Source organism: Nocardioides sp. 31GB23, from assembly GCF_040012395.1.
Classification (GTDB): domain Bacteria; phylum Actinomycetota; class Actinomycetes; order Propionibacteriales; family Nocardioidaceae; genus Nocardioides; species Nocardioides salarius.
The window spans coordinates 1-25,068 of record NZ_JBDYKJ010000070.1 but is presented as its reverse complement, the minus strand read 5'-3'; the positions used below and the strand labels follow the sequence as shown (position 1 = coordinate 25,068).

General features: G+C 67.3%; 23 protein-coding genes. 10 read left to right on the top strand and 13 right to left on the bottom strand.

Going from position 1 to position 25,068, the window contains the following annotated elements; genetic code table 11:
- Positions 1-422 (top strand): integrase core domain-containing protein (locus ABKW28_RS18655; RefSeq protein ID WP_348612339.1); only part of this gene is annotated, 422 nt, incomplete at its 5' end.
- A gap of 536 nt (positions 423-958) precedes the next feature.
- Here the strand turns inward: ABKW28_RS18655 and ABKW28_RS18650 are convergent.
- Entirely contained in the window at positions 959-1,360 is a 402-nt protein-coding gene (locus ABKW28_RS18650; RefSeq protein ID WP_229662970.1) for a fatty acid desaturase, read from the bottom strand.
- A gap of 16 nt (positions 1,361-1,376) precedes the next feature.
- Positions 1,377-2,006 (bottom strand): TetR family transcriptional regulator, encoded by a 630-nt coding sequence (locus ABKW28_RS18645; RefSeq protein ID WP_229662971.1) that lies wholly within the window; start codon positions 2,004-2,006, stop codon positions 1,377-1,379.
- A gap of 124 nt (positions 2,007-2,130) precedes the next feature.
- Between ABKW28_RS18645 and ABKW28_RS18640 the strand changes: the two genes are divergently transcribed.
- Positions 2,131-3,207 carry a BtrH N-terminal domain-containing protein gene (locus ABKW28_RS18640; RefSeq protein WP_056680457.1) on the top strand — a complete coding sequence of 359 codons (1,077 nt, stop codon included), beginning with the start codon at positions 2,131-2,133 and terminating at the stop codon, positions 3,205-3,207.
- Positions 3,207-3,878, top strand: coding sequence for a transglutaminase family protein (locus ABKW28_RS18635; RefSeq protein ID WP_056680455.1), 672 nt, complete (start codon positions 3,207-3,209; stop codon positions 3,876-3,878). The genes ABKW28_RS18640 and ABKW28_RS18635 overlap by 1 nt, the downstream gene beginning before the upstream one ends.
- Here the strand turns inward: ABKW28_RS18635 and ABKW28_RS18630 are convergent.
- Positions 3,812-4,594, bottom strand: a complete 783-nt coding sequence (locus ABKW28_RS18630; protein ID WP_082563713.1) for a lysophospholipid acyltransferase family protein — start codon at positions 4,592-4,594, stop codon at positions 3,812-3,814. The genes ABKW28_RS18635 and ABKW28_RS18630 overlap by 67 nt on opposite strands.
- A gap of 204 nt (positions 4,595-4,798) precedes the next feature.
- Between ABKW28_RS18630 and ABKW28_RS18625 the strand changes: the two genes are divergently transcribed.
- Positions 4,799-5,368 carry a PaaI family thioesterase gene (locus ABKW28_RS18625; protein WP_200951121.1) on the top strand — a complete coding sequence of 190 codons (570 nt, stop codon included), beginning with the start codon at positions 4,799-4,801 and terminating at the stop codon, positions 5,366-5,368.
- 4 nt (positions 5,369-5,372) lie between these two features.
- On the opposite strand, the gene ABKW28_RS18620 is transcribed toward ABKW28_RS18625, so the two are convergent.
- Entirely contained in the window at positions 5,373-6,050 is a 678-nt protein-coding gene (locus ABKW28_RS18620) for a TetR/AcrR family transcriptional regulator (protein ID WP_229662973.1), read from the bottom strand.
- Positions 6,051-6,224: 174 nt separating this feature from the next.
- On the opposite strand from ABKW28_RS18620, the gene ABKW28_RS18615 reads away from it, so the two are divergent.
- Together ABKW28_RS18615 and ABKW28_RS18610 are read left to right on the top strand one after the other, a co-directional pair.
- Complete coding sequence (locus ABKW28_RS18615; RefSeq protein ID WP_348612337.1) at positions 6,225-7,325, top strand: acyl-CoA dehydrogenase family protein; 1,101 nt, start codon at positions 6,225-6,227, stop codon at positions 7,323-7,325.
- A 332-nt stretch (positions 7,326-7,657) separates the two neighbouring features.
- Complete coding sequence (locus tag ABKW28_RS18610; RefSeq protein WP_056680447.1) at positions 7,658-9,319, top strand: GMC family oxidoreductase; 1,662 nt, start codon at positions 7,658-7,660, stop codon at positions 9,317-9,319.
- A gap of 122 nt (positions 9,320-9,441) precedes the next feature.
- Here the strand turns inward: ABKW28_RS18610 and ABKW28_RS18605 are convergent, their stop codons facing one another.
- The 7 genes from ABKW28_RS18605 to ABKW28_RS18575 form a co-directional block, all read right to left on the bottom strand.
- The gene (locus ABKW28_RS18605; protein WP_056680445.1) at positions 9,442-10,269 is read right to left on the bottom strand and encodes an SDR family oxidoreductase; all 828 of its coding nucleotides are present in this window, start codon (positions 10,267-10,269) and stop codon (positions 9,442-9,444) included.
- Between the two features lie 14 nt (positions 10,270-10,283).
- Positions 10,284-11,792 carry an aldehyde dehydrogenase family protein gene (locus ABKW28_RS18600; RefSeq protein WP_056680442.1) on the bottom strand — a complete coding sequence of 503 codons (1,509 nt, stop codon included), beginning with the start codon at positions 11,790-11,792 and terminating at the stop codon, positions 10,284-10,286.
- On the bottom strand, positions 11,789-12,079 hold the full coding sequence (locus ABKW28_RS18595) for a hypothetical protein (RefSeq protein WP_056680439.1): 291 nt from the start codon (positions 12,077-12,079) through the stop codon (positions 11,789-11,791). The genes ABKW28_RS18600 and ABKW28_RS18595 overlap by 4 nt, the downstream gene beginning before the upstream one ends.
- A 36-nt stretch (positions 12,080-12,115) precedes the next feature.
- On the bottom strand, positions 12,116-13,744 hold the full coding sequence (locus ABKW28_RS18590) for a long-chain fatty acid--CoA ligase (protein WP_056680435.1): 1,629 nt from the start codon (positions 13,742-13,744) through the stop codon (positions 12,116-12,118).
- Positions 13,745-13,827: 83 nt separating this feature from the next.
- Positions 13,828-15,030 (bottom strand): FAD-dependent oxidoreductase, encoded by a 1,203-nt coding sequence (locus tag ABKW28_RS18585; RefSeq protein ID WP_056680432.1) that lies wholly within the window; start codon positions 15,028-15,030, stop codon positions 13,828-13,830.
- The gene (locus ABKW28_RS18580; RefSeq protein ID WP_343061669.1) at positions 15,027-16,409 is read right to left on the bottom strand and encodes a cytochrome P450; all 1,383 of its coding nucleotides are present in this window, start codon (positions 16,407-16,409) and stop codon (positions 15,027-15,029) included. Before ABKW28_RS18580 ends, ABKW28_RS18585 begins: the two co-directional genes overlap by 4 nt.
- 40 nt (positions 16,410-16,449) lie before the next feature.
- Complete coding sequence (locus ABKW28_RS18575; protein ID WP_056680426.1) at positions 16,450-16,770, bottom strand: 2Fe-2S iron-sulfur cluster-binding protein; 321 nt, start codon at positions 16,768-16,770, stop codon at positions 16,450-16,452.
- 109 nt (positions 16,771-16,879) lie between these two features.
- Between ABKW28_RS18575 and ABKW28_RS18570 the strand changes: the two genes are divergently transcribed.
- Complete coding sequence (locus ABKW28_RS18570) at positions 16,880-17,899, top strand: AraC family transcriptional regulator (protein ID WP_056680425.1); 1,020 nt, start codon at positions 16,880-16,882, stop codon at positions 17,897-17,899.
- A gap of 340 nt (positions 17,900-18,239) precedes the next feature.
- Here ABKW28_RS18570 and ABKW28_RS18565 read toward each other — a convergent pair whose 3' ends face one another.
- Together ABKW28_RS18565 and ABKW28_RS18560 are read right to left on the bottom strand one after the other, a co-directional pair.
- On the bottom strand, positions 18,240-18,728 hold the full coding sequence (locus ABKW28_RS18565) for a PaaI family thioesterase (protein ID WP_056680421.1): 489 nt from the start codon (positions 18,726-18,728) through the stop codon (positions 18,240-18,242).
- Positions 18,725-19,354, bottom strand: coding sequence for a TetR/AcrR family transcriptional regulator (locus ABKW28_RS18560; RefSeq protein ID WP_056680413.1), 630 nt, complete (start codon positions 19,352-19,354; stop codon positions 18,725-18,727). The genes ABKW28_RS18565 and ABKW28_RS18560 overlap by 4 nt, the downstream gene beginning before the upstream one ends.
- A 189-nt stretch (positions 19,355-19,543) precedes the next feature.
- Between ABKW28_RS18560 and ABKW28_RS18555 the strand changes: the two genes are divergently transcribed.
- Genes ABKW28_RS18555 through ABKW28_RS18545 form a run of 3 tightly spaced genes read left to right on the top strand, consistent with a single transcriptional unit; the run spans position 19,544 to position 24,277 of the window.
- Complete coding sequence (locus ABKW28_RS18555) at positions 19,544-22,510, top strand: MMPL family transporter (protein WP_229662974.1); 2,967 nt, start codon at positions 19,544-19,546, stop codon at positions 22,508-22,510.
- Between the two features lie 22 nt (positions 22,511-22,532).
- Entirely contained in the window at positions 22,533-23,711 is a 1,179-nt protein-coding gene (locus ABKW28_RS18550; RefSeq protein WP_056680409.1) for a cytochrome P450, read from the top strand.
- Between the two features lie 38 nt (positions 23,712-23,749).
- Positions 23,750-24,277 (top strand): hypothetical protein, encoded by a 528-nt coding sequence (locus tag ABKW28_RS18545; protein WP_056680406.1) that lies wholly within the window; start codon positions 23,750-23,752, stop codon positions 24,275-24,277.
- The last annotated feature ends 791 nt before the right edge of the window (positions 24,278-25,068 follow it).

Here is a 25,068-nt window from a genome sequence, read left to right as displayed (position 1 = left end):
GACCCCAGCAGAGGCCCTCGACGAGCACCTACGATTGCTCCACCAAGCTGGTGTTGCTACCACCGGTTGAACCCAGTCAGTATCGAGCGATTCGATACACCGAGCGACTCGCCGAGGCCGAGGCCGTCGCGTCGGTCGGAAGCCGAGGAGATTCGTATGACAACGCGATGGCCGAGGCGCTCAACTCGCTGTTCAAGGCCGAGTGCATCCGCAACCCGGTCATGAGCCCTAAGGGCGGCTGGAAGTCCGTGAGCGACGTCGAGATCGCCGCCGCCGAGTACGTCGACTGGTTCAACCACAGGCGCCTTCACGGCGAGATCGGGCTCGTCCCGCCCGCCGAGTTCGAGGCCAACCACTGGGCCAGCATCCGGCCCGAGCACTACCGTGAAGCACCCGTCCCGACCGGGGCTGGTTCCAAGTAACCGAGCCTCCACGAAACCCGGGGCGATTCACTTTTCACGTAGAGCTCGAACTCGGAGGTGGACCAAGAGGCGCCGGGCTTGTGGGCCTGGTTCCCACGATCGGCGGCATGCGCGAGGATGTCCGCCCTCGGGACAATATGCACGCTGGTGCGGCCCCCGAACCGAGTGCATCCGTTGACTCCCGGGTCGGGGTCGTCTCCGGTGCGGGATACCTGGTGAGGATCTTGTCGCGTTTGCGGGGGCTCAGGTTGGCGCACGTGAGGTCACCGTTGAAGTGGGCGAGCACGCGGTGATCCATCACCCTTCGCCACACCGGGGGGAAGAGGGCGAGGACGATCATGCCAGGCGTAGCCGGTGGGCAGGACCGGCGACTCCTCGAAGTCGCGCAGTGTCTGGTAGCGCCGGGTCGGGTTGGCGTGATGGTCGGAGTGCCGCTGCAGGTGGTGCAGGGGCACATTGGTCGCGATGTTGTTGGAGTTCCAGCTGTGGCTGGGGTCGACACGCTCGTAGCGTTCCTTGCCGGGTGCGCCAACCTTCTAGCGCACCATCCCGTAGTGCTCCATGTGCTTGACCACCTCGAGGAGCGAGAATCCCACGACAGCCTGGATGACGAGGTACGGCGTGATGCCGACACCGAGCCACGCGATCATCGCGCCCCACAGCACCGCCGACATCAGCCACGCGTTGAGCACGTCGTTGCCGATCCGGAACGGGTGCTGCTTCTTGCGCGCGTAGCGCTTCTTCTCGATGTTCCAGGCACTCTTGAGGGAACCACCGACCGTACGCGGCCAGAACTGGTAGAAGTTCTCGCCGTACCTGCTGCTGGCGGGGTCCTCCGGTGTGGCGACGCGGACGTGATGGCCCCGGTTGTGCTCGATGTAGAAGTGGCCGTAGAAGCTCTGGCTTTTGGTCCTTGCGGTGGCGGCGGACCCGATCACCGGCTGGGAGTGTACGTCAGGTCGTGGCTTCGGACGTCGCCGCTTCGACGGAGAGCCCGAGGTACCTCAGTCCGACCTCGGTGATCTTCCGTGAAGTGTCCTTGCGGGACATGGTGGGCAGGGCTAGATGGCTCACGGTGAGCCTCACCAGAGCCTCCGCAGCGTCCGCCACATCGTCGGCCTGCACCCCGGGCACGTGAGCCATGAGCCACCGTGCCAACGAGTTCGAGGCCAGTTCCAGCAGCTGCGCGGAGGTCGTCATCAGGGGGAGAATGCCCGTCGCGGTCGGGGAGGAATCGCGGTTGGCGATCAGCACCGCCCTGAGTAGAGAGCTGTTCTCAGCTTCCTCGAGCACGAATTTCACCGAGGCCGCGAGGCCGCGAGCAGCATCGGCGTCGTGGTGCGCGAGCACTCCTTCGATGCCCTCGATGAAGCGCGCCGCCTCCCTCAGGACGACGGCCTCTCCCAATCCGGGCTTGTCGCCGAACTCTTTATAGAGCAGGGCGCGTGAAATCCCGACTGCCTCGGCGATCTCACCCATGCGGACTCGCTCCCAGCCTCGATCGGCGATCAGGTCGTGAGCAGCCTCCACCACAGCCGTGCGGACGTGCTCGCGGTACCGATCGCGCATGGAGGGGGATGACACGGTGGACACGATAGCGACCGTGGTGCCCAACGGACTCATGTCACATCGGACCTGGCCATGACAATGAGATGCTCGTGCCTTAGGTTGGAACAAATCATGCAAATTGTCTTTAGGAATGAGTTCCATGGCCAGCTCGAGCGACGCCGTCGCGGTTCCCTACCCGCACCGACGTGGCGGCCACTGCGGCTCGGGCGCGATGCGCGACCTCCTCGAATGGGCCGGGCTCGGCTGGGAAGGCCCGCCCGACGAGGGCCTCGTCTTCGCGCTAAGCGGGTCGCTGGACCTCTCCTACGTCCGGAATGCAGCGCTCATGCCACCGGTGTACCTCGTGGGTCGGGGCGGGGACCTGGAGACCGATCTCCCGACACGACTCGGCGCCGTGGTCACCGTGCACGCCACGGAGGACCCCCAGGTGGGCTGGACCTACGTGCGCGATGCCGTGCGCGCCGGTCGCCCAGCCCTTGTGTGGGCCGACATCGCAGAGCTGCCCTACCTGCGCGTGCGCCTTCAGATGAGTCGCCATGACATCGTTGTGATCGGCTACGACGACGTGCAGCAGCTCGCGCACGTCGTCGACAACGACCGCGACGAGGTGCAGCTGGTGCCTTACGAGGCTCTGGCTCGGGCTCGCTGCTCCCGAGGATTTCCGGTCCCGACGCGCCACACCTACTTCGACATCGCCTGGCCCGATTCGCTGCCCGACCTGGCCACCGTCGCCCGGGCGGCGTTCGCCCAGGCGGCTGTCGCGATGACCACCTCGACCGGTCCCTCGATTGTCACCGGGAGGGACACGGCGACCGGGGCCACGGGGCTGGCCGCCGTCGACCTGTTCGCCGAGGACCTCGCTCGATGGCCAGAGGTCTTCCCCGACGAGGTCTTGGACCTGGCGCTCCAGGGACTCAGCGCATTCGTGGAGAAGGCCGGCACCGGCGGTGGGCTGTTCCGGCGACTGCTCTCCAGCGGCGCCGCCGACATCGCGCGTCTGACCGGGGACGTTCGCGCGAGCGAAGTCGCCAACGCTGCGCACCTCTGCGCGGAGACATGGTCACTGGTCGCGTCGCTGGGCCGGCAGGAGGGCCCGGCCCGGGGCCGGGCGGAGCAAGCCGCCCTCGCAGCTGCCGCCCTCCCGTCGCTCGAGCGGGACCTCGTCACGGCCCTCGGGGCGGCCGGCGCACTCCAGAACGCCGAGGTCAGTGCCTGATGGGCGACGAGCTCGACCCCCGGCAGGCCCTTGCCCCGACCGGGTTCATCGACAGCGACCACCACGACGTGCGCGACTTCACCGAGTCCGTGGTGCGAGGTGTCCAGGATCCGCGTGAGCGGGTCGGGCTGCTCTTCGCGGAGGTCCGCGACCGACTCCGCTACGACCCCTACAGCGTCACCGCGGCCCCCCCGACCTACCGCGCCAGCGCGATCCTTGACGGTGGCCCCACCTGGTGCGTCCCGAAGGCGGTGCTGCTCACGGCGAGCCTGCGCGCTGCGGGGATCCCGGCCGTACTGGGGTTCTCCGATGTCCGCAACCACCTCAACAGCGAGGCGCTGCTGGAGCTGATGGGCACGGACCTGTTCGTGTTCCACGGGTGGAGCGCGGCGTACGTCGACGGCCGGTGGCGCAAGGGCTCGCCGGCCTTCAACTCCGAGCTGTGCCGCCGCTTCGGCGTACCTCCGTTGGAGTTCGACGGATCGCAGGACGCCCTGCTCCACGCAGCCGACGGCGCCGGCCGCCGCCACATGGAGTACGTCCGCGAGCGGGGGATGTTCGTGGACCTACCGTTCGATGAGCTGATGGCAACACTGCTGGACACCTACGGCCCCGCGATGGTGCGCGGCTCGGGATCCTCGCGCCCTGAGGATCCCGCCTTCGGCGCCTGAGCACGGATGGACCGCGCCGCCGCGGTGGCTCCACGCAGCTCGCACACCATCGTGATGAGGACGTCCTCGAGCCGTTGACGGCCCACTTCGACGGCACGTGCGGGCTCCAGGTCACGGAGGTCCTCGAGCGGGACGGGAGCGCCGACGAACACGCTCACCTGCCGTCGCCAACCCCATCGCAACCGCCCGCTGTATGCGGGCAGGATCTCCTGGGCACCCCACTGGGCCACCGGGAGGAGCGGGACCGACGCCTCGAGGGCGATGCGAACCGCCCCTGACTTCATCGTCATCGGCATACCGTCCTCCCGCTTGCTGATAGAACCCTCGGGATACACCAGAAGGAGCTGACCACAGCGTGCCGCCTTCACCGCGTCGTCGTACCCTGCGCGTCCGGCAGCCCGGTCGACCTTGACGTGGCCGGCCGCACGGAACCACCTGCCCACGATCGGACCGTGGAAGAGGCTGTCCTTCGCCAAGAACCGCGGCACCCGCCCCGAGGCCAGCACCAGCTCCGCGACTAGCAGAGGGTCGATGTGCGAGACGTGGTTGGCGGCCAGCACTGCCCCACCCGACCTCGGGATCCCTGAGACTCCGCGCCAGTCCGGCCGGCGCAGCACGATCAGGAACGGCTTGCAGCTCAGCACGGCCACCCACCAGGCAAGGCCACGTCGCTCGGCATCGGTTTGAGGACGGTGAGGTGTCCAGATGAGCCGCATAGCGACGAGTGTAGACAAATGTAGCCCCAACGTCTCACGTGAATACAAATATGCCATCATGTCTCGTGCGTTGGCGAACGGCGGGTCATTGACTTTCGGCTATAGGCCACTCTCGTCACGACGACGACTTGATCCTGTATGCGAGAGAGACAGATGCGACGTTGTGCCTCCGCGCCCGTCGGTCTTGAATCTGAGGAGCTTTCCATGCGCGAACCGATCCGAGGCGCCTCCGGCGCAGGCGAGCAAACCGCCCCGGCGAACGAGGTACGCTCCGAGGGGGGCGCCATGTCGGCATTGGAGGCGTGGATCCGCTCGATGTCGCGGCCCGAGCCGTCGGCGGAGGGACGCCTCCCCTCGCACTCCCCCACCTGCGCGGGATGCGGGACGGAGAATCCTGCTGGTCTTGCACTGAAGGTCGACGCCACCGAGGTCGGCGTTCGCGCCGTGCACCGCTTCGACCACCGTCAGGAAGGGGCGCCCGGGATCACCCACGGCGGCCTGGTCGCTGCAGCGTTCGACGACCTCTTCGGCTTCCTCCTCTACCGGGTCGGAGAGCTTGCCGTGACGAGGTCCCTGACCGTCGAGTACCTCCGTCCGGTGCTGCTGAGGACCGACTACGAGTTCTCTGCCCACGTCCGGGACCGCTCGGGACGGCGGTTACACGTGGAAGCCGCGGCGTTGGATGCGGACGGCAACCCGGTCGCCACCGCACACGCGACATTCGTCGTCGTCGATGTTGAGCACTTTGAGCAGGGCAAGATTGCGGGCCGTTGATGACTCACCCGCCGATGAACGGCTCCAGCTCGACCGCTGGGTCGAGGTCGATTCCGTGGGCGGCCAAGGCATCGTGCAGCACTAGAGTGACGTGGCGCGAGAGGCGCCCCACCATGACCTCGAGGGTTTCGTCGCGCTGGTCGAGCCACCAGATGATTGTCGCGTCGACCATCCCCATCACGCCCACCAAGATGCCCTCGGGAAAGGTCTCCTCGGCCGAGTTGGTATAGCCGCGAGCCGCCGCAGCGATCTCGTCCAGCAATCGCGAGCGACCCATCCGAGCGCGGTGAAGGGTGCGACTCTGCCCCCGTGCGGCTAGGAAACGGAAGAGGTGAGGGTGGACGTCGGCCCAGGTGGCGCAGGCGTGGACCAGCCCCTCGACGACCTGTGAGGGCGTGCCGCGCCGAGTCAGGTGGGGCCGGACGCAGGCAATGAGGTCCTGCGCGGCGAGGCGTACCACATCGTCATCCAGGTCCTCACGGCTGGAGAAGTAGCGGTAGACGTGCGGCCTCGGGATGCCAGCCCGCTCGGCAATCAGGGCCGTGCCGGCACCCACTCCTGCCTCGTCGACGACCTGCAGAGCGGCGCTCGCCACCTGTTGTCGTCGCCGCGCCCGGACCTGATCATCGCGCGACGACCGGCGCCGCACCGTTGAATCCACCCATCGCCCGACCTCGACCACAAGAGGCAGCCTATGCGGGGTCGACGAAACCAACGACTCCCGGGTCCGCATGCATGGAACACCTTGTACCCAGGGCGACGGGTGTGGTCAGATTGGTACACCCTGTACCCGACCTGCCGGAGGCACCCCTTGCCCACTCGTCGCTCCCCCTGGATGGACAAAGACCTCGACGACGTGCGCGACCTGGCACGTACGTTCTGTGAGAAGGAGATCAAACCGCACATCGAGACCTTTATCGCCGACAAGCACGTCGACAGGGAACTGTGGAACCGCGCTGGTGATGTCGGTCTGCTCTGCCTGTCGATCCCCGAGGAGTACGGCGGCGGCGGCGGCACCTTCGCCCACGAGGCCATCTTGATCGAGGAGCAGGCACGGGTCGGCGACAGCTCCTGGGGGGCGTCCCTGCACAACGGCATCGTCGCCCACTACCTGTTCGCCTACGGCACGGAGGAGCAGAAGCAGCAGTGGCTTCCCAAGATGGCTTCCGGCGAGGTCGTCGGCGCGATCGCGATGACCGAGCCCGGGACCGGCTCGGACTTGCAGAACATCAAGACTAAGGCGGTGCGCGAGGGTGACGACTACCTTGTCAGCGGCTCCAAGACCTTCATCACCAACGGCTCGCAGGCCGACCTGGTGCTCACCGTGGTCAAGACCGATCCGGACGACCGCGCCGCCGGCATCTCGCTGATGCTGGTCCCCACCAGCACGGAGGGCTTCTCCCGCGGTCGGGTGCTCGACAAGATCGGGATGAAGGGGCAGGACACCTCGGAGCTCTTCTTCGACAACGTCCGCGTCCCGGTCACCAACCTGCTGGGCCTCACCGAAGGCCAGGGCTTCGTGCAGCTCATGCAGCAGCTCCCCCAGGAGCGGCTGTTGGTCGCAGTGTCGAACGTCGCAGCCATGGAGTTCTGCTTGGCCGAGACACTGGCCTACGTGCGCGACCGAAGCGCCTTCGGACGGCCGATCTGGGGGTTCCAGAACACCAAGTTCAAAATGGCAGAGGTCGCTACAGAAGCTCGCGTGGCACGGTCCTTCGTGGACGAGTGCATCCAGCTCCACGTCGGCGAGGGTCTGGACATCCCCACCGCCGCCATGGCGAAGCTGTGGTGCTCCGAACGAGCGCAGCGCGTCGCCGACACCTGCCTCCAGCTGCACGGCGGCTACGGGTACATGAACGAGTACCCCATCGCCCGCATCTGGGCCGACATGCGCGTCTCCCAGATCTACGCCGGCACCTCCGAGATCATGAAGGAGATCATCAGCCGGTCCCTGTGAGGACCGACCCGGCTCCGGCGGCACCGCTGGAGCCGGCGGGCCGGGCCTTGTGCGCCGAGCCCCGCGGGATCCTCCGCGTTGAGCAACGGCACATGACGCCCACTCCACCGAGGTGACACCCTCGACAGACATCGTCTGACAGGAGTGCCATGAGCTAGCGAGTCGCCCTCATCGACCGGGCATCGACCCGGACTCGGTACTCCTGGCCGACAAGTGGAGACCGCTCCACGCCATCCACAGCTGACCGCCCGCACGTACACCCGTCAGATCGGCGGCACTGCCGGTCCGCCGCCCCACTCGCGTCGAACACCTCACAGAAGGATCCACATCCCATGACCTCGGCCCACTACGACGTGCTGATCATCGGCTCCGGCTTCGGCGGCTCGGTGACCGCCATGCGCCTGGCGGAGAAGGGCTACCACGTCGGGGTGCTCGAAGCAGGCAAGCGCTACGACACCGACGACCTGCCCACCTCGTCCTGGGACACCCGTCGGTTCGTCTGGGCGCCACGGCTCGGCTGCTTCGGCATCCAGCGCATCCACCTGCTGCGCGACGTCGTCATCTTGGCGGGCGCCGGCGTCGGCGGCGGTTCGCTCAACTACGCCAACACCCTCTACCAACCTCCTGCCCCGTTCTTCAACGATCCACAGTGGGCGCACATCACCGATTGGCACGCCGAGCTGGACCCGCACTACCAGACGGCACGGCGGATGCTGGGTGTCACGCAGAACCCCCACGTGACGCCTTCGGACAAGGTGCTGCGCGAGGTCGCGCGCGACATGGGTGTGGAGCACACCTTCACACTGACCCCCGTCGGCGTCTTCTTCGGAGAGCCCGGCAAAGAGGTTCCCGACCCGTTCTTCGGCGGGGCGGGGCCGCGCCGCACCGGGTGCACCCAGTGCGGGTCGTGCATGACCGGGTGCCGGGTCGGGGCGAAGAACACCCTGGACAAGAACTACCTGTACTTCGCGGAGAAGCTCGGGGCCGAGGTACGTCCCCTGACCACCGTGGTCGACGTGCGCCCGCGCAAGGGAAGCGGGTACGTCGTCGACACCGTCCGCACCGGCAGGTCCGCGCGCCGTCGCCGCAACCGGCAGTCATTCACGGCCGACCACGTCGTCTTCGCAGCGGGCACCTACAACACCCAGAAGCTGCTCCACCGACTGAAGGCCACGGGCTCCCTGCCGCACATCTCCGCCCGACTGGGCACCCTGACCCGTACCAACTCCGAGTCGATCCTGGGGGCGAAGTCCCGCGATCGATCCAGCGACTTCACGCGCGGCGTGGCCATCACATCCTCGATCCACCCCGACGAGTTCACCCACATCGAGCCGGTGCGCTACGGCAAGGGCAGCAACGCCATGTCCCTACTCCAGACCGCGCTCACCGACGGGGACGGCCATGGGCCCCGGTGGTGGCGCTGGCTGCGGACAATCGCGACCCAGCCCTCTCATCTGACGTGGTTCAGCCCGCGACGGTGGTCGGAGCGCACAGTCATCCTGCTGGTCATGCAGACGCTGGACAACTCCATCACGGTGCGGTCGAGGAAGACCCTCCTCGGTCGCCCCACGATCACCTCGGGACCTGGCCACGGGGCGCCCAACCCCACCTGGATCCCCGTCGGCAATGAAGTCACCCGTCGCGTCGCCGAGAAGATCAACGGCGTGGCCGGCGGGTCCACGGGGGAGATCGCCAACATCCCGATGACCGCTCACTTCATCGGCGGGTGTGCCATCGGTGACTCCCCGGAGACCGGGGTCATCGACCCCTACCACCGTCTCTACGGGCACGACGGGATCTTCGTCGTCGACGGCTCCAGTATCACGGCGAACCTGGGGGTTAACCCGTCGTTGACGATCACCGCGCAGGCCGAGCGGGCAGCCTCCCTGTGGCCCAACAAGGGCAATCGGGACGAGCGTCCCCCGTTGGGCGCCGGCTACCAGCGGATCTCCGCCATTGAGCCGGAGCGGCCGGCCTTCGCCCCCCGGACCTGATGCCCGTCGTCGAGGGCGGCCAGCACCCGGCCTAAGCCACGGGACAGGAGACGACCGCGAGCGCCACGCGACGCTCGCGGTCGTTTCGGATGATCCGTGGCGCGCGATCGCGCCCTGTGGCATCAGCTGCGACCGACCCGCTCCAAGTAGGCCTGACGCGCCGCGGAGTCCACGCGGTCGAGGAAGACCGTGTCGGTCCCGAGCATCGCCCCGAGCTGGGTCGCGATCCGCTCGGGAACGAACTTCATCGCCGCCACCATCGTGCCGGCGATACGCGTGACTCGCACGAAGGGCTGCGGGCGCTCGATGAGAGCCGCCGTGGCGCGCGCGATCTCCTGCGGCTCTGCGTTGCGCATGCCCTTGGCCCCGCTCGTCCCCGCGACCAGCTCGGTGTTGGTGAAGGTCGGACGCACAGTGGACAGGGTGACACCCGACCTGCGGTACTCCTGCCGGGCGGCCTCGGTGAACCCGATGACCGCGAACTTGGTCCCGCAATACGTCGCCAGCCCCGGGACCGGGAGCTCCCCGGCCAGTGAAGCCGTGTTGATGATGTGTCCCTGTCGCCGTGGCAGCATCCGCTGCAGGGCGATCTTGGTGCCGAAGATGACGCCCAGGATGTTGATCTCCACCTGCCGGCGGGTGACCTCGTCGGTCTCCTCGTGCACGTGCCCCGTCGGCATGACACCCGCGTTGTTGATGAGGACGTCGATCGGCCCCAGTGCTTCCTCGGTCACGTCGAGGAAGGACGCCACGGAGGCAGGGTCGGTGACATCTAGACGCACCGCGACGTCGAGGCCGAGCTCCTCGGCGGCCACCTTGAGCTGGATCTGGTCGATGTCCCCGATGGCGACCCGGTGACCGCGCCGGATGAGTTCCTCCGCGGTGTGGTATCCGATCCCCCGGGCGCCCCCGGTGATGGCGACCACCCGTCGCTTGTTCGTTGTCGTCATGGTTCCTGTTCCTTTCAGAGGCCGAGTCGCTGCCGCAGGCCGCGACCAGCGGCCAGGCGCAGCACTCGGCCGGCGATCGCCGTACGCCGGGCGGAGTACGGGTACCAGGTGAGCTCCTTGGTGGTCAGCGGGATCCGCGGCTCGGTGATTGCTTGGACGCGGCAGTACTTCCGCAGACCCTGCGCGCCGCCGAGGCGAGCCCCCAGGCCCGAGGACTTCCAGCCGCTGTGGGGTAGCCCCACGGCGAAGAGGTTGCTGAAGACGTCGTTGATGTTGACCGCACCGACCTCCAGTTGGTCGGCGATGCGCCGCCCTCGGGAGACGTCTCGTGTCCACACGGTGGCCGAGAGCCCGTACGCGGAATCGTTGGCCAGGGCCACCGCTTCGGCCTCGTCGGCCACCCGCATGACCGGCAGTGTTGGCCCGAACGTCTCCTCGGTCATGCAGGCCATGCTGTGGTCGACGTCCACCAGCAGCGTGGGGGCGAAGAAGTTGCCTTCGTCGGCCCGCGACCCGCCGACAAGCACGCGCGCACCGGACTCCTGAGCCTCCCGCACATGCCGCTCGACCGTGTCCACCTGCGCCCGGGTCACCATGGCGCCGACATCATCGCGGGCTCGAGAGCCCTGCTTCAGCGCTCCGAGGGCCGCCACCACCTTCTCCACGAACCGGTCGTAGACCGCGTCCACCACGTAGACCCGCTCGACCGAGATGCAGACCTGCCCCGAGTTGAAGATCCCGCCCCAGACGATCCCGTGCGCGGCCCGATCGAGGTCGGCATCCTCGAGCACGATGGCAGCGTCCTTACCGCCCAACTCCAGGCTGACCGGCTTGAGCAGCTGAGCACAGCGCGTGGCCACCCGACGGCCCGTCGCCGTCGAGCCCGTGAACTGAACGAAGTCAACAGCCTCGACCACCGCTCCTCCAGTGTCCCCGGCCCCCGCGACGTGCAGGAGGACCGGCGGGGCGCCGATCTCGTGCCATCCCTCGATGATGCGCGCGCACGTCAGCGGGGTCATCTCCGACGACTTTGTCAGCACCGCACATCCCGCTGCGAGCGCCGGCGCCGCATCCATCAGGAACAGGGTGATCGGGAAGTTCCACGGGATGATCAGTCCGACCAACGGGTAGGGCCGATAGCTGCGGGTCAGCCGCTTCGGAAGGCTGAGCAGCCCTCCTGCCCCCACTCGTTCGGGGGCGAGGAACTCCTTCGCATGGTCGGCGTAGAAGGAGATGAACTCGCACGAAGCGGTCGTCTCCACCAAGGCGTCAGGGCGGACCTTGCCGGTCTCTGCGACGAGCAGGTCAGTGAGCTCATCGGTGTGGTCGAGGATCCAGCCCCGCCACTTGCGCAGCCAGGTGGCTCGCGCAGCAGGACCCATGTCGCGCCACGCGACCTGCGCCGCGCGCAGGTCCTCAGCGGCGGCGCGCACGCGGTCGCCGTCGACGATCGGGACCGATCGGAGTACTTCGCCGTCGGCGGGACGTCGGATGTGCAGGGTGGGTGCGGACGGGGCGTTCATGACACTTCCTCGAGGTCGGTGACGGTGCCCGGGAGGGCCTGGCTTGCTGCGCCATCAGACGACGGTCGACGGGGGCCGCTGTGGGCTTGCAGCGGAGTGCGCGGGACAGCAGCAGTTGCGAAGTCGCTGGCGAAGGAGTACGCAGGCGTGGTGATCCCGTGCTCGCGGCACCATGCCCCGGGCTCGCGCTGGGAGCGGCGCGGGATGCCGTTGGACGGCTCCTGCTGGAACGAGATCGGCGGCAGCGGCGGCAACTCCCGGCCGGACTCGGCCGCGAGCTCGTCCACCAATCGCGCCTCGCGCCGTGATGCCTTCCCATGCAGTCAGAGATCGATGACAGCGAGGTCGCCGTCGGCGTGCCGGGCGCGGAGCAGCTTCTTGTCGAACTTGCCGACCGAGGTCTTGGGCACGTCGGGCACGAAGCACCACCGCTCGGGCAGCCACCACTTGGCGACCTTGCCCTCGAGAAAGTCCCGCAACTGGGAGGGAGTCACCTCGGACCCGTCCCGAACGACGATCACGGCCAGGGGCCGTTCCTGCCACTTCTCGTCCGGAACGCCGATGACGGTCGCTTCCAGCACATCCGGGTGACCTGCGAGCAGCAACTCGAGCTCCACTGACGAGATCCACTCGCCGCCCGATTTGATGACGTCCTTCGCCCGGTCGGTCAAGGTGACGAAACTACGCTCGTCGATCCGTCCCACGTCTCCGGTACGCAGCCATCCGTCGTCGAACTTTTCCGCGTCCTCGTCACCGATGTAGGACCCCGTGATCCATGGGCCGCGAACCTGGATCTCCCCGACTGACTTCCCGTCGTGCGGCACCTCGTTACCGTCGTCGTCGATCAGTCGCAGCTCGACCCCGGCGACGGGACGACCTTGGGAGGCCCGCAGTGCCCAGTGCTCCTCGCCCTCGACCGCTGCCGGCGGCCGAGCGATAGCGGCTAGGGGCGAGGTCTCGGTCATCCCCCACGCCTGCACGATCTGCACGCCGTACTTCTCCTGGAAGGCCTTCATTAGATGAAGCGGCACGGCCGATCCACCGCAGGCCACCAGCCCCAGCGACGAGATGTCGTGACCGGGGTTGGAGTCGAGGTGATTCAGGACGTCACTCCAGATCGTAGGCACAGCTCCGGCGATCGTGGGGCGCTCGCTGCTGATGAGTCGCACCAGTGGCTCGGCCTGGAGGAACCGTTCGGGCATGACCAGGTCGGCTCCTGCCATCAAAGCCGCGTAGACCAGTCCCCAGGCGTTGGCATGGAACATCGGCACGATCGCCAGGATGGCATCGTCACCGGTGACGCTCAGCCCGTCGGCGGCACACGCAGCCATCGAGTGGAGGTAGGTCGATCGGTGGCTGTAGGCCACGCCCTTGGGGTTGCCGGTAGTGCCCGAGGTGTAGCACATGGCCGCAGCGGAGAGCTCATCGAGTTCCGGCCACTCGAACGTCTCCAGGTGACCTCCGATGAAGTCGTCGTAACCGACAACGGTGAGGCCGTCACGTTCGAGCGGCGCGAGATCGACACCCCCCGTGACGACCACGGTGTGCACCTCGGCGAGCTGCGGTAGGACCGCCGCCAGGAGCGGGGCGAGCGTACCGTCGACGATCACCACCCGGTCGTCAGCGTGGTTGGCGATGTAGACCAGCTGCTCGGGGGTCAGTCGAGGGTTGAGGGTGTGCAGGACTGCCCCCATGGAGGGCACTGCACAGTAGGCCTCGACGTGCTCCTGGTTGTTCCACATCAAGGTGGCGACCCGCTCGTCCCCCACGACCCCGCAGGCCCGCAGCGCGTGGGCCAGCTGCGCCGAGCGGCGTCCCACCTCGGCGAACGTGCCGGTCCTGACCGAGCCGTCGGGCTGGAGCGTGCGCACGCGCGCGGTGGCGTGCACACGGGCACCGTGCCGCAGGATGGCTGCCGTCGTCAGCTGGACGTTCATCATGGTGCTCTGCACGAGTAGTCCTCCGGCGATGGGGTGTTGAGGGGGGCGGTGATGGGGTGCGGGGCTTCGCCGAGGCGCGCGCCCGGCACTGTGAATCAGGAGGCGGCGGGCCGTTGCAGTTCCGCCCGATCGACGTCGAGACCCTGGCCGAGCGTTCTCTTGGCCTTCATGAAGTCCCGGGGACGGTTCACACAGTCCGCGGCGAGCAACCGCCCACGTTGGAGGTAGTAGCAGGTGAAGTCGCGATCGCGCGCGGGGTCGCCGCTTAGCACGATCTCGTCGTAGCCCGTGTTCAGTCCCGCGATCTGCAGCTTCAGGTCGTACTGGTCGGACCAAAACCACGGCAGCGCCGAGATAGGCCGCTCCTTGCCGCACAGCGTGGCGGCAGCCGCCTTCGCCTGCTCACCCGCGCTGGGCACCGCTTCAAGTCGCACCCGCCGGCCGTAGCGAGAAATGTAATGGATGGCGCAGTCCCCCGCCGCGACGATCTTGGGATCGCTGGTCGAGGCGAAGTCGTCGATCACGACACCGTCCTCGACCTGCAGGCCCGCCTCAGAGGCGAGCTCGGTGTTCGGGACCAAGCCCACACCCACGATGACCAGGTCTGCGGGAATCCGCTCACCCCCGGCTAGCACCACCTCGCCGGCGCGGCCGTCGCCGGCCACGGCCTCGACGAGAGCGCCCGTCCGCACCACGACCCCGGCGTCGCGGTGGATGCGCTCGTAGAACATCGACACCTCAGCAGCCGTGACCCTCTCCAGGACACGTTCGGCGGCCTCCAGGACCGTTACCTCCAGCCCGAGGGCGCGCAACGACGCGGCGGTCTCCAGCCCGATGTAGCCCCCGCCGACGATCACGGCTCGGCGACCCGAGGCCGTGGCCTCACGGATCGCCTCGACGTCCGCGAACGTCCGCAGGTAGAAGACGCCCGGCAGATCGATGCCAGGAATAGCCAGCGGACGCGCCCGGCCCCCGGTGCACAACGCGAGGCCGTCGTAGGCGAGCGTCTCACCGTCGCTCAGCACGACCTCTCCGGCCGCACGATCAATCTCGGTGACCGTCGCCCGCAACAGGCGGATCTTCTGCTTGTCGTAGAACTCCGCCTTGCGGATGGCGAGCTCCTCCAAGCTGCTCTTGCCGGCAAGGTAGGCCTTGGACAGGGGAGGCCGCTGGTACGGAAGCGCGGCTTCGTCACCGATGACGACAACCTCACCTGCCCACCCCTCCTGGCGAAGGCTGGCGGCCAACTGGGCCCCGGCGTGGCTGGCCCCGACGATCAGCGCCCTCCCCGAGGTCACGCGTCGGTCTTCGGCGTCAACTGGACCATCAACCGGCTGATCCCGCGCACGAAGTTGGACTGGACATACTCCGGCTCACCCACGACCTCGATCTTCTCGAAGCGCGGGAGCAGCTCTTCCCACAGGATCCGCAGCTGCAGCTCGGCCAGACGGTTGCCCATGCACCGGTGGACGCCAAAGCCGAACGCGATGTGGTTGCGTGCGTTTTTGCGGTCGATGATGAGATCGTCCGGACGTTCGAACACTCGCTCGTCGCGGTTTCCCGAGGCGTACCACATGACCACCTTGTCGCCCTCACGGATGAACTGGCCGTTGAGGACCGTGTCCTTCTTCGCAACGCGACGCATGTAGGCCAGCGGCGTCTGCCAGCGGATGATCTCTGAGATCATGTTGGGGATGAGGTCCGGGTTGGCCTTGAGCTTCTCGAACTGGTCGGGGAACTGATTGAGGGCGAGAACACCCCCGCTCATAGAGTTGCGTGTGGTGTCGTTGCCGCCGACGATCAGGAGCACCAGGTTGCCCAGGAACTCCATCGGGCGGTCGATCAGGTCCTTGGTGTGCTCGTTGCTCTGGAGCATGGTGATCAGGTCGAACCCGGGTTCCTCACCTGCCGCGAGTCGCGCCTGCTTGTCCCGCCACAGCGCGCTCAGTCCCCGCGCCGCGTCGACGAAGCCCCGGAAGACCTCGTCGTTGTCGGATGGTCCGCCGTTGGCCTGCTCCATGGAGCTGGCCAGGTCCGACCACTCGACGAGCTTGCGGCGTTGGTCGTATGGGAAGTCGAGTAGGGTCGCGAGCATCCGCGCGGTGAGCTCGATCGAGACGCGGTCGACCCAGTTGAAGGGCTCACCTACCGGGAGCTCGTCCAGTACTTCCTGGACCCGCGTGCGGATCAAACTCTCCATCTCGCGCAGGTTCTTGGGGGCGACTACGCCTTGGACCGCGGCTCGCTGGCGGTCGTGTCGGGGCGGGTCCATGGCGATGAACATCGCGACATCCATGAACCGTGGGGGCTCGCCGATGATGATGAAGGGCTCAGCCGAGAAGGTCTCATGGTCTTTGTCGACCGCGATGATGTCGGCGTGCCGAGTGACGGACCAGAAAGGTCCGAACGGGCTGTCGGCCTGGTAGTGGACGGGTGCCTCGTTGCGCACGCGCTCGAAGTAGGACTGCCACTTGCCCTGACGGTAGAGGAACGGGTTGCTCAGGTCGATGTCGGCGAGGGCGACGTCCTCCACGGGGGGAATGGGCTCCTCGACGAAGATCTTCTTCCCGTTGGTCCGTGTCACGAAGCGACGGGTCTTGTCGTACAGGTGCGCCCCGCGGATCTGGATCTCCATCGGGATGATGGACTGGGCTCGCTCAGCCACGGCGTCGGTCACGGTAGTCAGGGTCGTCATGGTGCAGTCTTCCTCTCGACGGTCACATCTGGAACTCGGGGAGTCGGACGACGAGGCCGTCCCAGCTCTCGCTCACCCGCATCTGGCACGAGAGCCGCGAGGTCGGCTCGCGCTCGGGGTTCATGGCGAGCATCTCCTCCTCGACCGGACCCGAACGGCCGACTTCGGCGATCCACTGGTCCTCGACGATCACATGGCACGTGCCACACGCGGCCTCCCCGCCACAATCGCCGTCGATCCCGGGCACCATGTTGTCTACGGCGATCTGCATGAGGGACGCACCCTCCTCGAGGGGTGCCTCGCGCTTCTCCCCGTCGTGGGAGATGAAGGTGACAACTGACATGGAACGACTCCTTGCTCGAACGTGAGTCAAGTGTTGGCACTCTGGACATGCTGTGGCTATGGTCACTCGAGTCAATATGTTGTGATTTCGGCTCAGGAGGTCACTGCCCATGAAGTCCCCCGAGCCCGGGGTGCCTCCGTTGGCGTTCGTCCAGCTCTTGAACAGCGATGCTCTCGGTCCTCAAGCCGTAGGTCGCTTCCGCGCGATCATCGACCGCGAGGGGACTTCCGAACTGGAGCTGGTCCAGCGCGACCGACAGGTGCCGATCCGGTGGTTCCGTGAGGTCTACCCCGGACTCGACCACGACGAAGCCACAAGCCTCGGGCTCTCCTTCGCCGAGCACGCGCAATTGACGTCGTTCGGCCCGCTCAGCCTGCCGCTAGTCAGCTCCGGCTCCGTGGCCGAGGTCTTCGAGCTGCTCGGGTATCTTCCGATCATCTCGAGCGCCTTGCGCCCCCACTTCCACAGCAGTCAGCGCAGCCTAACCGTGGGCCTCACCGGCCACACCGGCGATCGTGATCTCGACTGCCTAGTCATCACCTACGGCGGAGCGGCACTGCTGCGGCTCCTCGACATGCTGACGGGCCCGCTGCCAGGCGTCACGATGAACCTGGCTTGGAAGACACCCCAGTCCCCTCAGCGCATCGCCGGCGCGCTGGCCGGACGCTTGGTGTTCGGCGCACGCGCGTCGTTCATCGACGTTCCCGTCGACATCCTCCAAGCACCCTGTCGCTTCCCCGACCCGGTCGCCTATCGCATGGCCATCGGCGAACTGCGCCGAAGCCTCGACCGTCACACCGCTGCCACCAGCTTTACCGAGACCGTGAGGCGATTGCTCGAGGAGGACCCCGGACACATCAGCAGCCATGACATGGCTGAGCTCCTCGCAGTCTCCCCGAGCACCATGAAAAGGCGCCTCCACGAGGAGGGCACGACCTTCCGCGACGTACAGCAATCGCTGTTGCGCGAGAGGGCGATCGTCCGCCTGCTCGACCGATCGCTGACGGTCGGTCAGATCGCCATAGATCTCGGCTATAGCGACCTGGGCAACTTCTCGCATGCCTTTAAACGCTGGACCGGGCAGTCGCCAAGCGAATTCCGTCAGTTCGGTCGCCGCGAACCGGGCTAGGTAGGGCCCGGCTACCAACCTTCGCTCGCTTCGCGCCACTCAAGCAGCACGCTCGCGGCGTTGTTCACGCAGTCACGTCACCGTTGACGATCCAAGTGGGGGCGTCATCCCTCCCGACACGCACGCCGACAGCCATGTCAGCTCAGCGTGCGACTCGCACCCTTCCGTCGTCACACGGCAGAGGAACAGGCACCAGCCGGGAGTACCGACCGGGAGTACCGGTCGCGCCCGTGTCGAACCCGACCGCGCTGAGATCCCGCAGAGTCCCTCCGCCACGGTGCGCTTGCGACCGTGGCGCCCACGGGAACTTCGGGGATAAAGCGGCCCACCCACGTCTTAGTCATCGCGGCCTGCCCTGGTCGAAGTGGGTCACGTCCACCCTCAGGAAAAGGGCCGAAGCGAAGGCGACAGTTGGTCCTCCGGTCTCACTCATGTCGGCCTCCACGAAGAGCTTGCGCCCTTCTGTCCGGACGACCCTGGCCGCGAGCTCGTAGGTGGTGCCGAGGATGACGGGCGAGTCGTAGCGCACCTCGAGCTTCCGGGTCACCGCTGGACTGCCGGTGAGGTAGAGCAGGAACCCGAACAGGTCGTCGAGGACCGTTGCCACGGCGCCTCCGTGCGCGATCCCGGGAGCGCCGACGTGGCGCTCGTCGAAGACGTGAACCGCATGCACCTCGTCGCCGCGACGCTGGACGGTGAGGTGATGGCCGTGGGGGTTGTCGGGTCCGCAGGCGAGGCAGTGGTCGTGGTGCGGCGGAAGCCGGGCGCCGTCCTCGTACGCCCGGAACTTCTCGTTCCAGCTCGCGAGGAGCTCATCCAGGCTGGTCACGGCCGCTCACCCGATTCGTGGTCATCGCGAGTGCGAGGTGTCGCGAGACCGTCGAGGATCAGTTCGCAGATCGCCGCAGAGAAACGGGCCGCATCTGCGGACGGGCCAGTTGAAGACCCCTCGACCGCGGCGCTGAGACCGGCCACGGTGATGGCACCGAAGACGCTCATTGCAACGGCACCCGGATCGGCGACCTGGCGCAGCGAGCCGTCGGCGACGCCGTCGGCCAGAAGCTTCTCGATCGGCTGGTAGAACGCGCTCCGCAAAGCCTCGGCGAGGTCAGGCAGCCGGGTGGCACGGCCGAGGTCCCCCACGAGTGCCCGGCACAGGAACGGATGCTCGACCATCACACTTAGTTGTGCTGCGACGGCGGCCTCGAGCCGGGTACGGGCATCCTCGACCGTTGAGACTGCGACACCGACCTCGCCAGCGATGAGGTCAAGCAGGTCTCCCAAAAGGAATGCGAGGACCCCGTTCTTGCCGTCCAGGTGGTAATAGATCGTGGCCTTCGGGATACCCGTGGCTTCGGCGATGTCGTCGATCTTGGTGCCGTCCAGACCGCGCTCGGCGATCAGCTCGGCCGCGCCGTAGAGCTGACTGGCCAGCTTCGCCGGAAGTTTCCTCACCGCTCTCACTCCTCCCCTTGTGCCCCACCGTGCCAACTGGCCTCGACGTCGACCACATCCTATGTTGTACTGCCAGTACAACATTTCAGTCCAGAGCATTGGTGCGGGTGAATGGGTCGCGGACCACGAGCCGGAAGCAGCGGACCGCTGAGGTCTGCCCTCAGGCTGGGGCACCGCTTCCCATCGATCGTGGTGCTCGGCTGGGTGCTGGCCGCCGCCGCGCTCTCGCTGCTGGTCACCCCGCTGGGGACCGTGGTCGAACGCAGCAGCACTGCCTTCCTGCCCGAGGACTCACCGACCCTGCACGGGCTGCGGGTGATGGACACCGCGTTCGGGTCGGGCAACACCCACTCGTATGTGTTCGTGGTCATCACCGACGACGACGGCCTGGGCGTGGGGGACCGCCGCGTCTACGCCGACCTCGTGAGCACCCTCCAGAAGGAGCCGGAGCGGGTCTCGGAGGTCCAGGACTACCTCGGCAAGCCCGAGGCCCGGCGCTCGATGACCAGCAAGGACGGCGAGGCGACCTACCTAGTCGTCGGGCTGCGATCCGCGGTCGGCTCACCGGCATCCGACGAGGACGTGAAGTGGCTCCGCTCGGTCGTCGACGACCTCGATGCTCCACCCGGCACCGAAGTTCACGTGACCGGCGACCCGGCGATGATCGCCGACCTGACCACGGCGGTGAACGACGCCTCGTTGAAGATCACCGCGGTCTCCCTGTTCCTTCTGGTCGGAATCCTCTGGCTGGTCTACCGCCGGATCGCGACCGTCCTGGTGTCGCTGGTGACCATCGGTGTCGCCCTGCTGTGCACCCGCGGCGCCCTGGCCTGGGCAGGTGAGCACGGGCTGGCCCTGTCCACCTACACCGACGCGTTCGTCGTAGCCATCACCCTGGGCGCCGGGACCGACTACTGCGTCTTCCTCATCTCCCGCTTCCGCGAGGAATACGGCAACGGCCTCGAACCCCTCGATGCGGTAGCCGAGTCGGTCTCCCGGGTCGGGCCCGCCCTGCTGGCCTCGGCAGCCACCGTCATCCTCGGCGCCATCTGCCTCGGATTCACCGAACTCGCCATCTTCGCCACCACCGGCCCCCCGATGGCGATCTGTATCGCGGTCACCCTCGCGGTCAGCCTCACCTTCACCCCCGCCCTGATCCGCTGGTTCGGACCCCGCATCGGGCCAGCTCCGGCACCGCGGCCGGACTCGCGGTGGGCCCGCACCGGCCGCCTCGTCGGACGACACCCCGCCCGGATCCTGGTCGCGGGAGTGACGGTCCTGGTGCTGCTCGCGCTCGCGCTGCCCACGATGCAGCTCTCCTTCGACGAACGCGCCGCCCAACCGCCAGACACCCCCAGCAACCTGGGCCTCGCGGCGATGACCGAGCACTTCCCACCCAACCAGACCCTGCCCGACTACCTGCTCATCCGCTCCGACCACAACATGGCCAACACCCGCGACCTGGCTGTCATCAACTCCGTGAGCACCGCGGTCGCGAAGGTCGACGGCGTCAACCAGGTCCGCAGCATCACCCAACCGGCCGGAAGGCGACTGGAACCCGCCTCCATCGCCAACCAGCTCGGGAAACTCGCCCGAGGACTCCACCAGGCCGACCGCAAGCTCGAGTCCGGGGAACCCGGGCTGGAACGCCTCGCGTCCGGGGCCGGCGACCTCGGAGACGCCCTCGGCCAGGTCTCCGCAGGCGCCGGGAAGGCCCAAGACGGCGCCGGGAAGCTCAGCGACGGCAGCCGCCGCATCGCCCACGGCCTCGGGCAGGCAGCCGATCACACGAGCCAGGCCGCCAGCGGCGCCCGCCGGCTCCGCTTGGGCGCCGCCGCACTGGCCGCCGGGCTCCGCACCGCACACGACCAGGTCGCCCAGGCCGTCGAGGGCCTCGGCAGGATCGTCGAAGCCCTGGAGGACGATCCGATCTGCACCGCCGACCCGATCTGCAAACGCTCCCGTGAGGGCCTGCGCAAGATCTACACCGGCGAACGCGACCGGCTCCTGCCCGGCCTGGCCCAAGCGGCCGCCGGCGCCGAACGCCTCGCCGCCGGCGACGGACGCCTCGCGACCGGGCTCGACCAGCTCGCCGCCGGGCTCCGCCAAGCCCAGTCGGGCAGCAACCGGATCGCCGAGGGCCAAGCGCTGTTGAGCGAGAAGCTCGGCGAGCTCGAAGGCGGCACCGACCGGCTCGCCACCGGTGCCGCCGGCATCGCACCTGGCATCGAGCAGCTCCTCACCCAGACCGAGAAGCTCAGCAACGGGCTCGACGAATCCGGCGACTACCTCCAGGCCATCAACCAGCGCGCCGACACCCCAGAGGCCGGAGGCTTCTACCTACCCGCCTCCGCACTCGGAAAGCCCGACTTCGCCCTGGCCCGCACCCAGTTCCTCTCCGAGGACGGAAAACTGGCCCGCATCCAGGTCACCGGCGATACCGACCCCCTCACCCCCGCCGGACAGGAGCGCTACAACGAAGTCCAGGACACCGCCGACCAGGCCATGAACAACACCCGCCTCGACGACTCCACCATCCTCGCCACCGGCGCGGCCGGCCTCGGCGCCGACCTGGCCCACTACCTCGCCGACGACGCCGTCCTCGTGGTCGCCGCGGTCCTGCTCATGGTGCTCCTCATCCTCATCCTCACGCTGCGCGCCCTCACCGCACCGCTCTACCTCCTCGCCTCCGTCGTCCTGTCCTGTGCGGCCGCGCTGGGGCTCACCACCCTCGTGTTCCAGCAGCTGGTCGGACAAGACATCCACTTCACCGTCCCGGTCATCGTGTTCGTCCTGCTCGTCGCCGTGGGCGCGGACTACAACATCCTGCTCATGAGCCGGATGCGCGAGAGCGGCCTCGCCCTGGACCGCGACGAGGTCGCCCGCGCAGTCACCGCCACCGGACCCGTCATCACCGCCGCCGGCCTCATCTTCGCCTCCACCTTCGTGGCCCTGCTGTTCTCCCCCGTCGAAGCGCTCGCCCAGACCGGGTTCGCCGTCGCCGCCGGACTCCTGCTCGACACCTTCATCGTCCGCACCCTGGTCGTACCCGCCTGCGCGGCCCTTTTCGAGGACCGCAGCTGGTGGCCACACCGCAGGCCCACGCGCGCCCCGTCCGCACTGCAGCCAGCCACCACATCCGATGCACACGCGTGAACCGACAACCGAGAGAGATGCGATGAGCAACCAGCAGCTGACCTACAGCCCGTTCGACCCGGAAGTCATGGCGGACCCGTACCCCGTCTACCGCGAGCTGCGCGACCACGCTCCCGTGTACTGGTCCTCGCAGGCGAGCTGTTGGGTCCTCAGCCGCTACGACGACGTCTCCGCCGCCCTCGCCGATCCGGCGACGTACTCCTCGGCGTCCGGGATCTTCCCCACCCCGCCCGGGGTGGACATGACCGACCTGTTCCTGCCCATGCTCATCATGAGCGACCCACCCCGGCACACCCAACTGCGTCACCTCGTCAGCAAGGCCTTCACCCCCCGCCGCATCGCCGGGCTCGAGACACACATCCACACCATCGTCGACGACCTCCTCGACCAATCCCCCGAGACCGGCCCGTGGGACTTCGTCTCCGAATTCTCCGGACCTCTGCCCGCGATCGTGATCGCCGACATGCTCGGCGTGCCGCGTGAAGACCGCGACCGCTTTCGGACCTGGTCCACCACCCTGATCCAGTCCAACCCCGTGCGAGGCGAGTTCGGCGCCGGGCTGGACGCCGCTGCAGCCCTCTACGAGTACTTCTCCGCATTCCTGGCCGACCGACGCGCGCACCCCCAAGACGACCTCATGACAGCGCTCGTCCAAGCCGAAGTGGACGGCGAGCACCTCACCGAGGAAGAACTTCTCGGCTTCTGCCTGCTGCTGCTCGTCGCCGGGCACGAAACGACGACCAACCTCCTGTCCAACAGCGCTGTCATCCTCGCCCAGCACCCTGAGGACCGACGCGCTCTCGCCGACGACCCCGAACTCGTGCCAGCAGCCGTCGAAGAGCTGCTCCGCTACGACTCACCGGTCCAGGGCCTGGCACGCACCCTGACCCGACAGGTCGATCTGCACGGGCAGGCCATGGCAGCCGGCGACACCGTGCTGCTGCTCTTCGGCTCAGCCAACCGCGACGACCACGCGTTCCCCGACGCCGACCACTTCGACATCAACCGTCGCCCCGAACGACAGGTCGCGTTCGGGCGCGGCATCCACTTCTGCCTCGGCGCATCCCTAGCCCGCCTCGAAGCACGTATCGCTCTGCGAGCACTCCTCACCCGCCGCCGTGACTGGGATGTCGACATCGACTCCGCGGTCCGACTCCGCTCAGGCCCGATCCGCGGGTTCGCATCTCTACCCATTCAGTAGGTCAGCCACACACCATCCAGTCCCACGAAGGAGTACCCGTGAAGGACCGACCGAAGCCGAGCCGCGCAACAGTCCTCCACAATCTGATCGAGGAGATCCTCGCCCGAAACGACGGGCAAATCCCCACCAACATCGAAGGCACCGACACCTACTTCAACAACATCGAGGATCTCGCGAACGCGCTGCTGCTCCGCTGGCACACCCGCCTCGTGGCATCACTAGAACGCAGCCTCGTCGACGACCCTGAAGACCGCAGGGAGGCCGTCATCGAAGCCTGGCGGCACGCCACCCGGATCTACTCGGGCGTGCGGAAGGTCATCGACGACCTCGCGGACCACCCTCCCACCGAAGAAGTTGCTCATGCCGTCCGCGCGACCGCGCACAACGACTGGGCCGCCATGGCCGTCGCCGCCGGGCTGGCCAGTGCCTTCGATGAACCAGCAGTTCGAGTCGGCCACCGTCTCGAATTGGAAGCGCGACGACGCAACATCGTGGAGCAAAGCACCGCTCGCACGCCTCGGCCGCGAACCGTGCTCGGTAAGGTCAAAGCCATGATCACCGGTTGAGGCACCAGCGCCCAGAAGCAGAGCCTGCGGCGGGTGGTCGTCCAACCACAACGGCGTCTCTCAGCTTTGCTTCTAGCGCGGCCTCGTCCATCCACTTCGGTCGGGTCTTGGCGATGATGAGTTCGGGGTCTTCGCGCGGATGGCTTCCTCAGAAGGAGCGATGAGAACTCCCCAGAACCCGCCCATCCTGTAGTCGTTGGCGACCAAGTATTCGCCCTCCCCAAGGACGGCGGGCAGGTCGTCCCGATCGGCCATGCCGTGAGAATCTCGCGCCCGTCGGTCGCTCGCTCATGGCTGCCATGGGCGGGCGCATCGACTGCGTCCACTCCCCCGCCCGCCAGGAAGATCCGACACAGGGCACGGAGCTCGACGGCCCGGAGCGATGACCCCGACTCCCTAGCAGACCCGCATCCGTTACAAGCGTGGTACAAATTGTCGAAAGTCCTCGACGTTTGCGCAGGTCAGCATGGGTCAGTCAGTCAGTACTACGACATCTGATTTGAGGGTTTTCACCCTCTTCCGTTAGTCGTCGAAAATGGCGTCTGACCTGCGGAAACGTCTTCCAACATCTCGCAGTGTCAGACGCCATTTTCCGTTGTCGTGCGTACCCAGTGCACCCCAAGTTTGGTTTCAACTACTTCGTGAGGGACGGTGTCCTAGGGGCATAGACCCCCAACGAGTTATCAGGGCCATCTCGCATGCTGGCCTCAAACCGGCTCTTCCGAATTGAGGGTGTAGATCCAGTGGGCGCGTCGGTGTCGAGATAGACGTCGAGGTCTCCCGACGATGGA

Coding starts and splice junctions, on each gene's coding strand:
- ABKW28_RS18605 (WP_056680445.1), bottom strand. CDS start 10,269: ATGACGACAACGAACAAGCGACGGGTGGTCGCCATCACCGGGGGCGCC.
- ABKW28_RS18610 (WP_056680447.1), top strand. CDS start 7,658: ATGACCTCGGCCCACTACGACGTGCTGATCATCGGCTCCGGCTTCGGC.
- ABKW28_RS18635 (WP_056680455.1), top strand. CDS start 3,207: ATGGGCGACGAGCTCGACCCCCGGCAGGCCCTTGCCCCGACCGGGTTC.
- ABKW28_RS18550 (WP_056680409.1), top strand. CDS start 22,533: ATGAGCAACCAGCAGCTGACCTACAGCCCGTTCGACCCGGAAGTCATG.
- ABKW28_RS18570 (WP_056680425.1), top strand. CDS start 16,880: ATGAAGTCCCCCGAGCCCGGGGTGCCTCCGTTGGCGTTCGTCCAGCTC.
- ABKW28_RS18575 (WP_056680426.1), bottom strand. CDS start 16,770: ATGTCAGTTGTCACCTTCATCTCCCACGACGGGGAGAAGCGCGAGGCA.
- ABKW28_RS18600 (WP_056680442.1), bottom strand. CDS start 11,792: ATGAACGCCCCGTCCGCACCCACCCTGCACATCCGACGTCCCGCCGAC.
- ABKW28_RS18640 (WP_056680457.1), top strand. CDS start 2,131: ATGGCCAGCTCGAGCGACGCCGTCGCGGTTCCCTACCCGCACCGACGT.
- ABKW28_RS18625 (WP_200951121.1), top strand. CDS start 4,799: ATGCGCGAACCGATCCGAGGCGCCTCCGGCGCAGGCGAGCAAACCGCC.
- ABKW28_RS18630 (WP_082563713.1), bottom strand. CDS start 4,594: ATGCGGCTCATCTGGACACCTCACCGTCCTCAAACCGATGCCGAGCGA.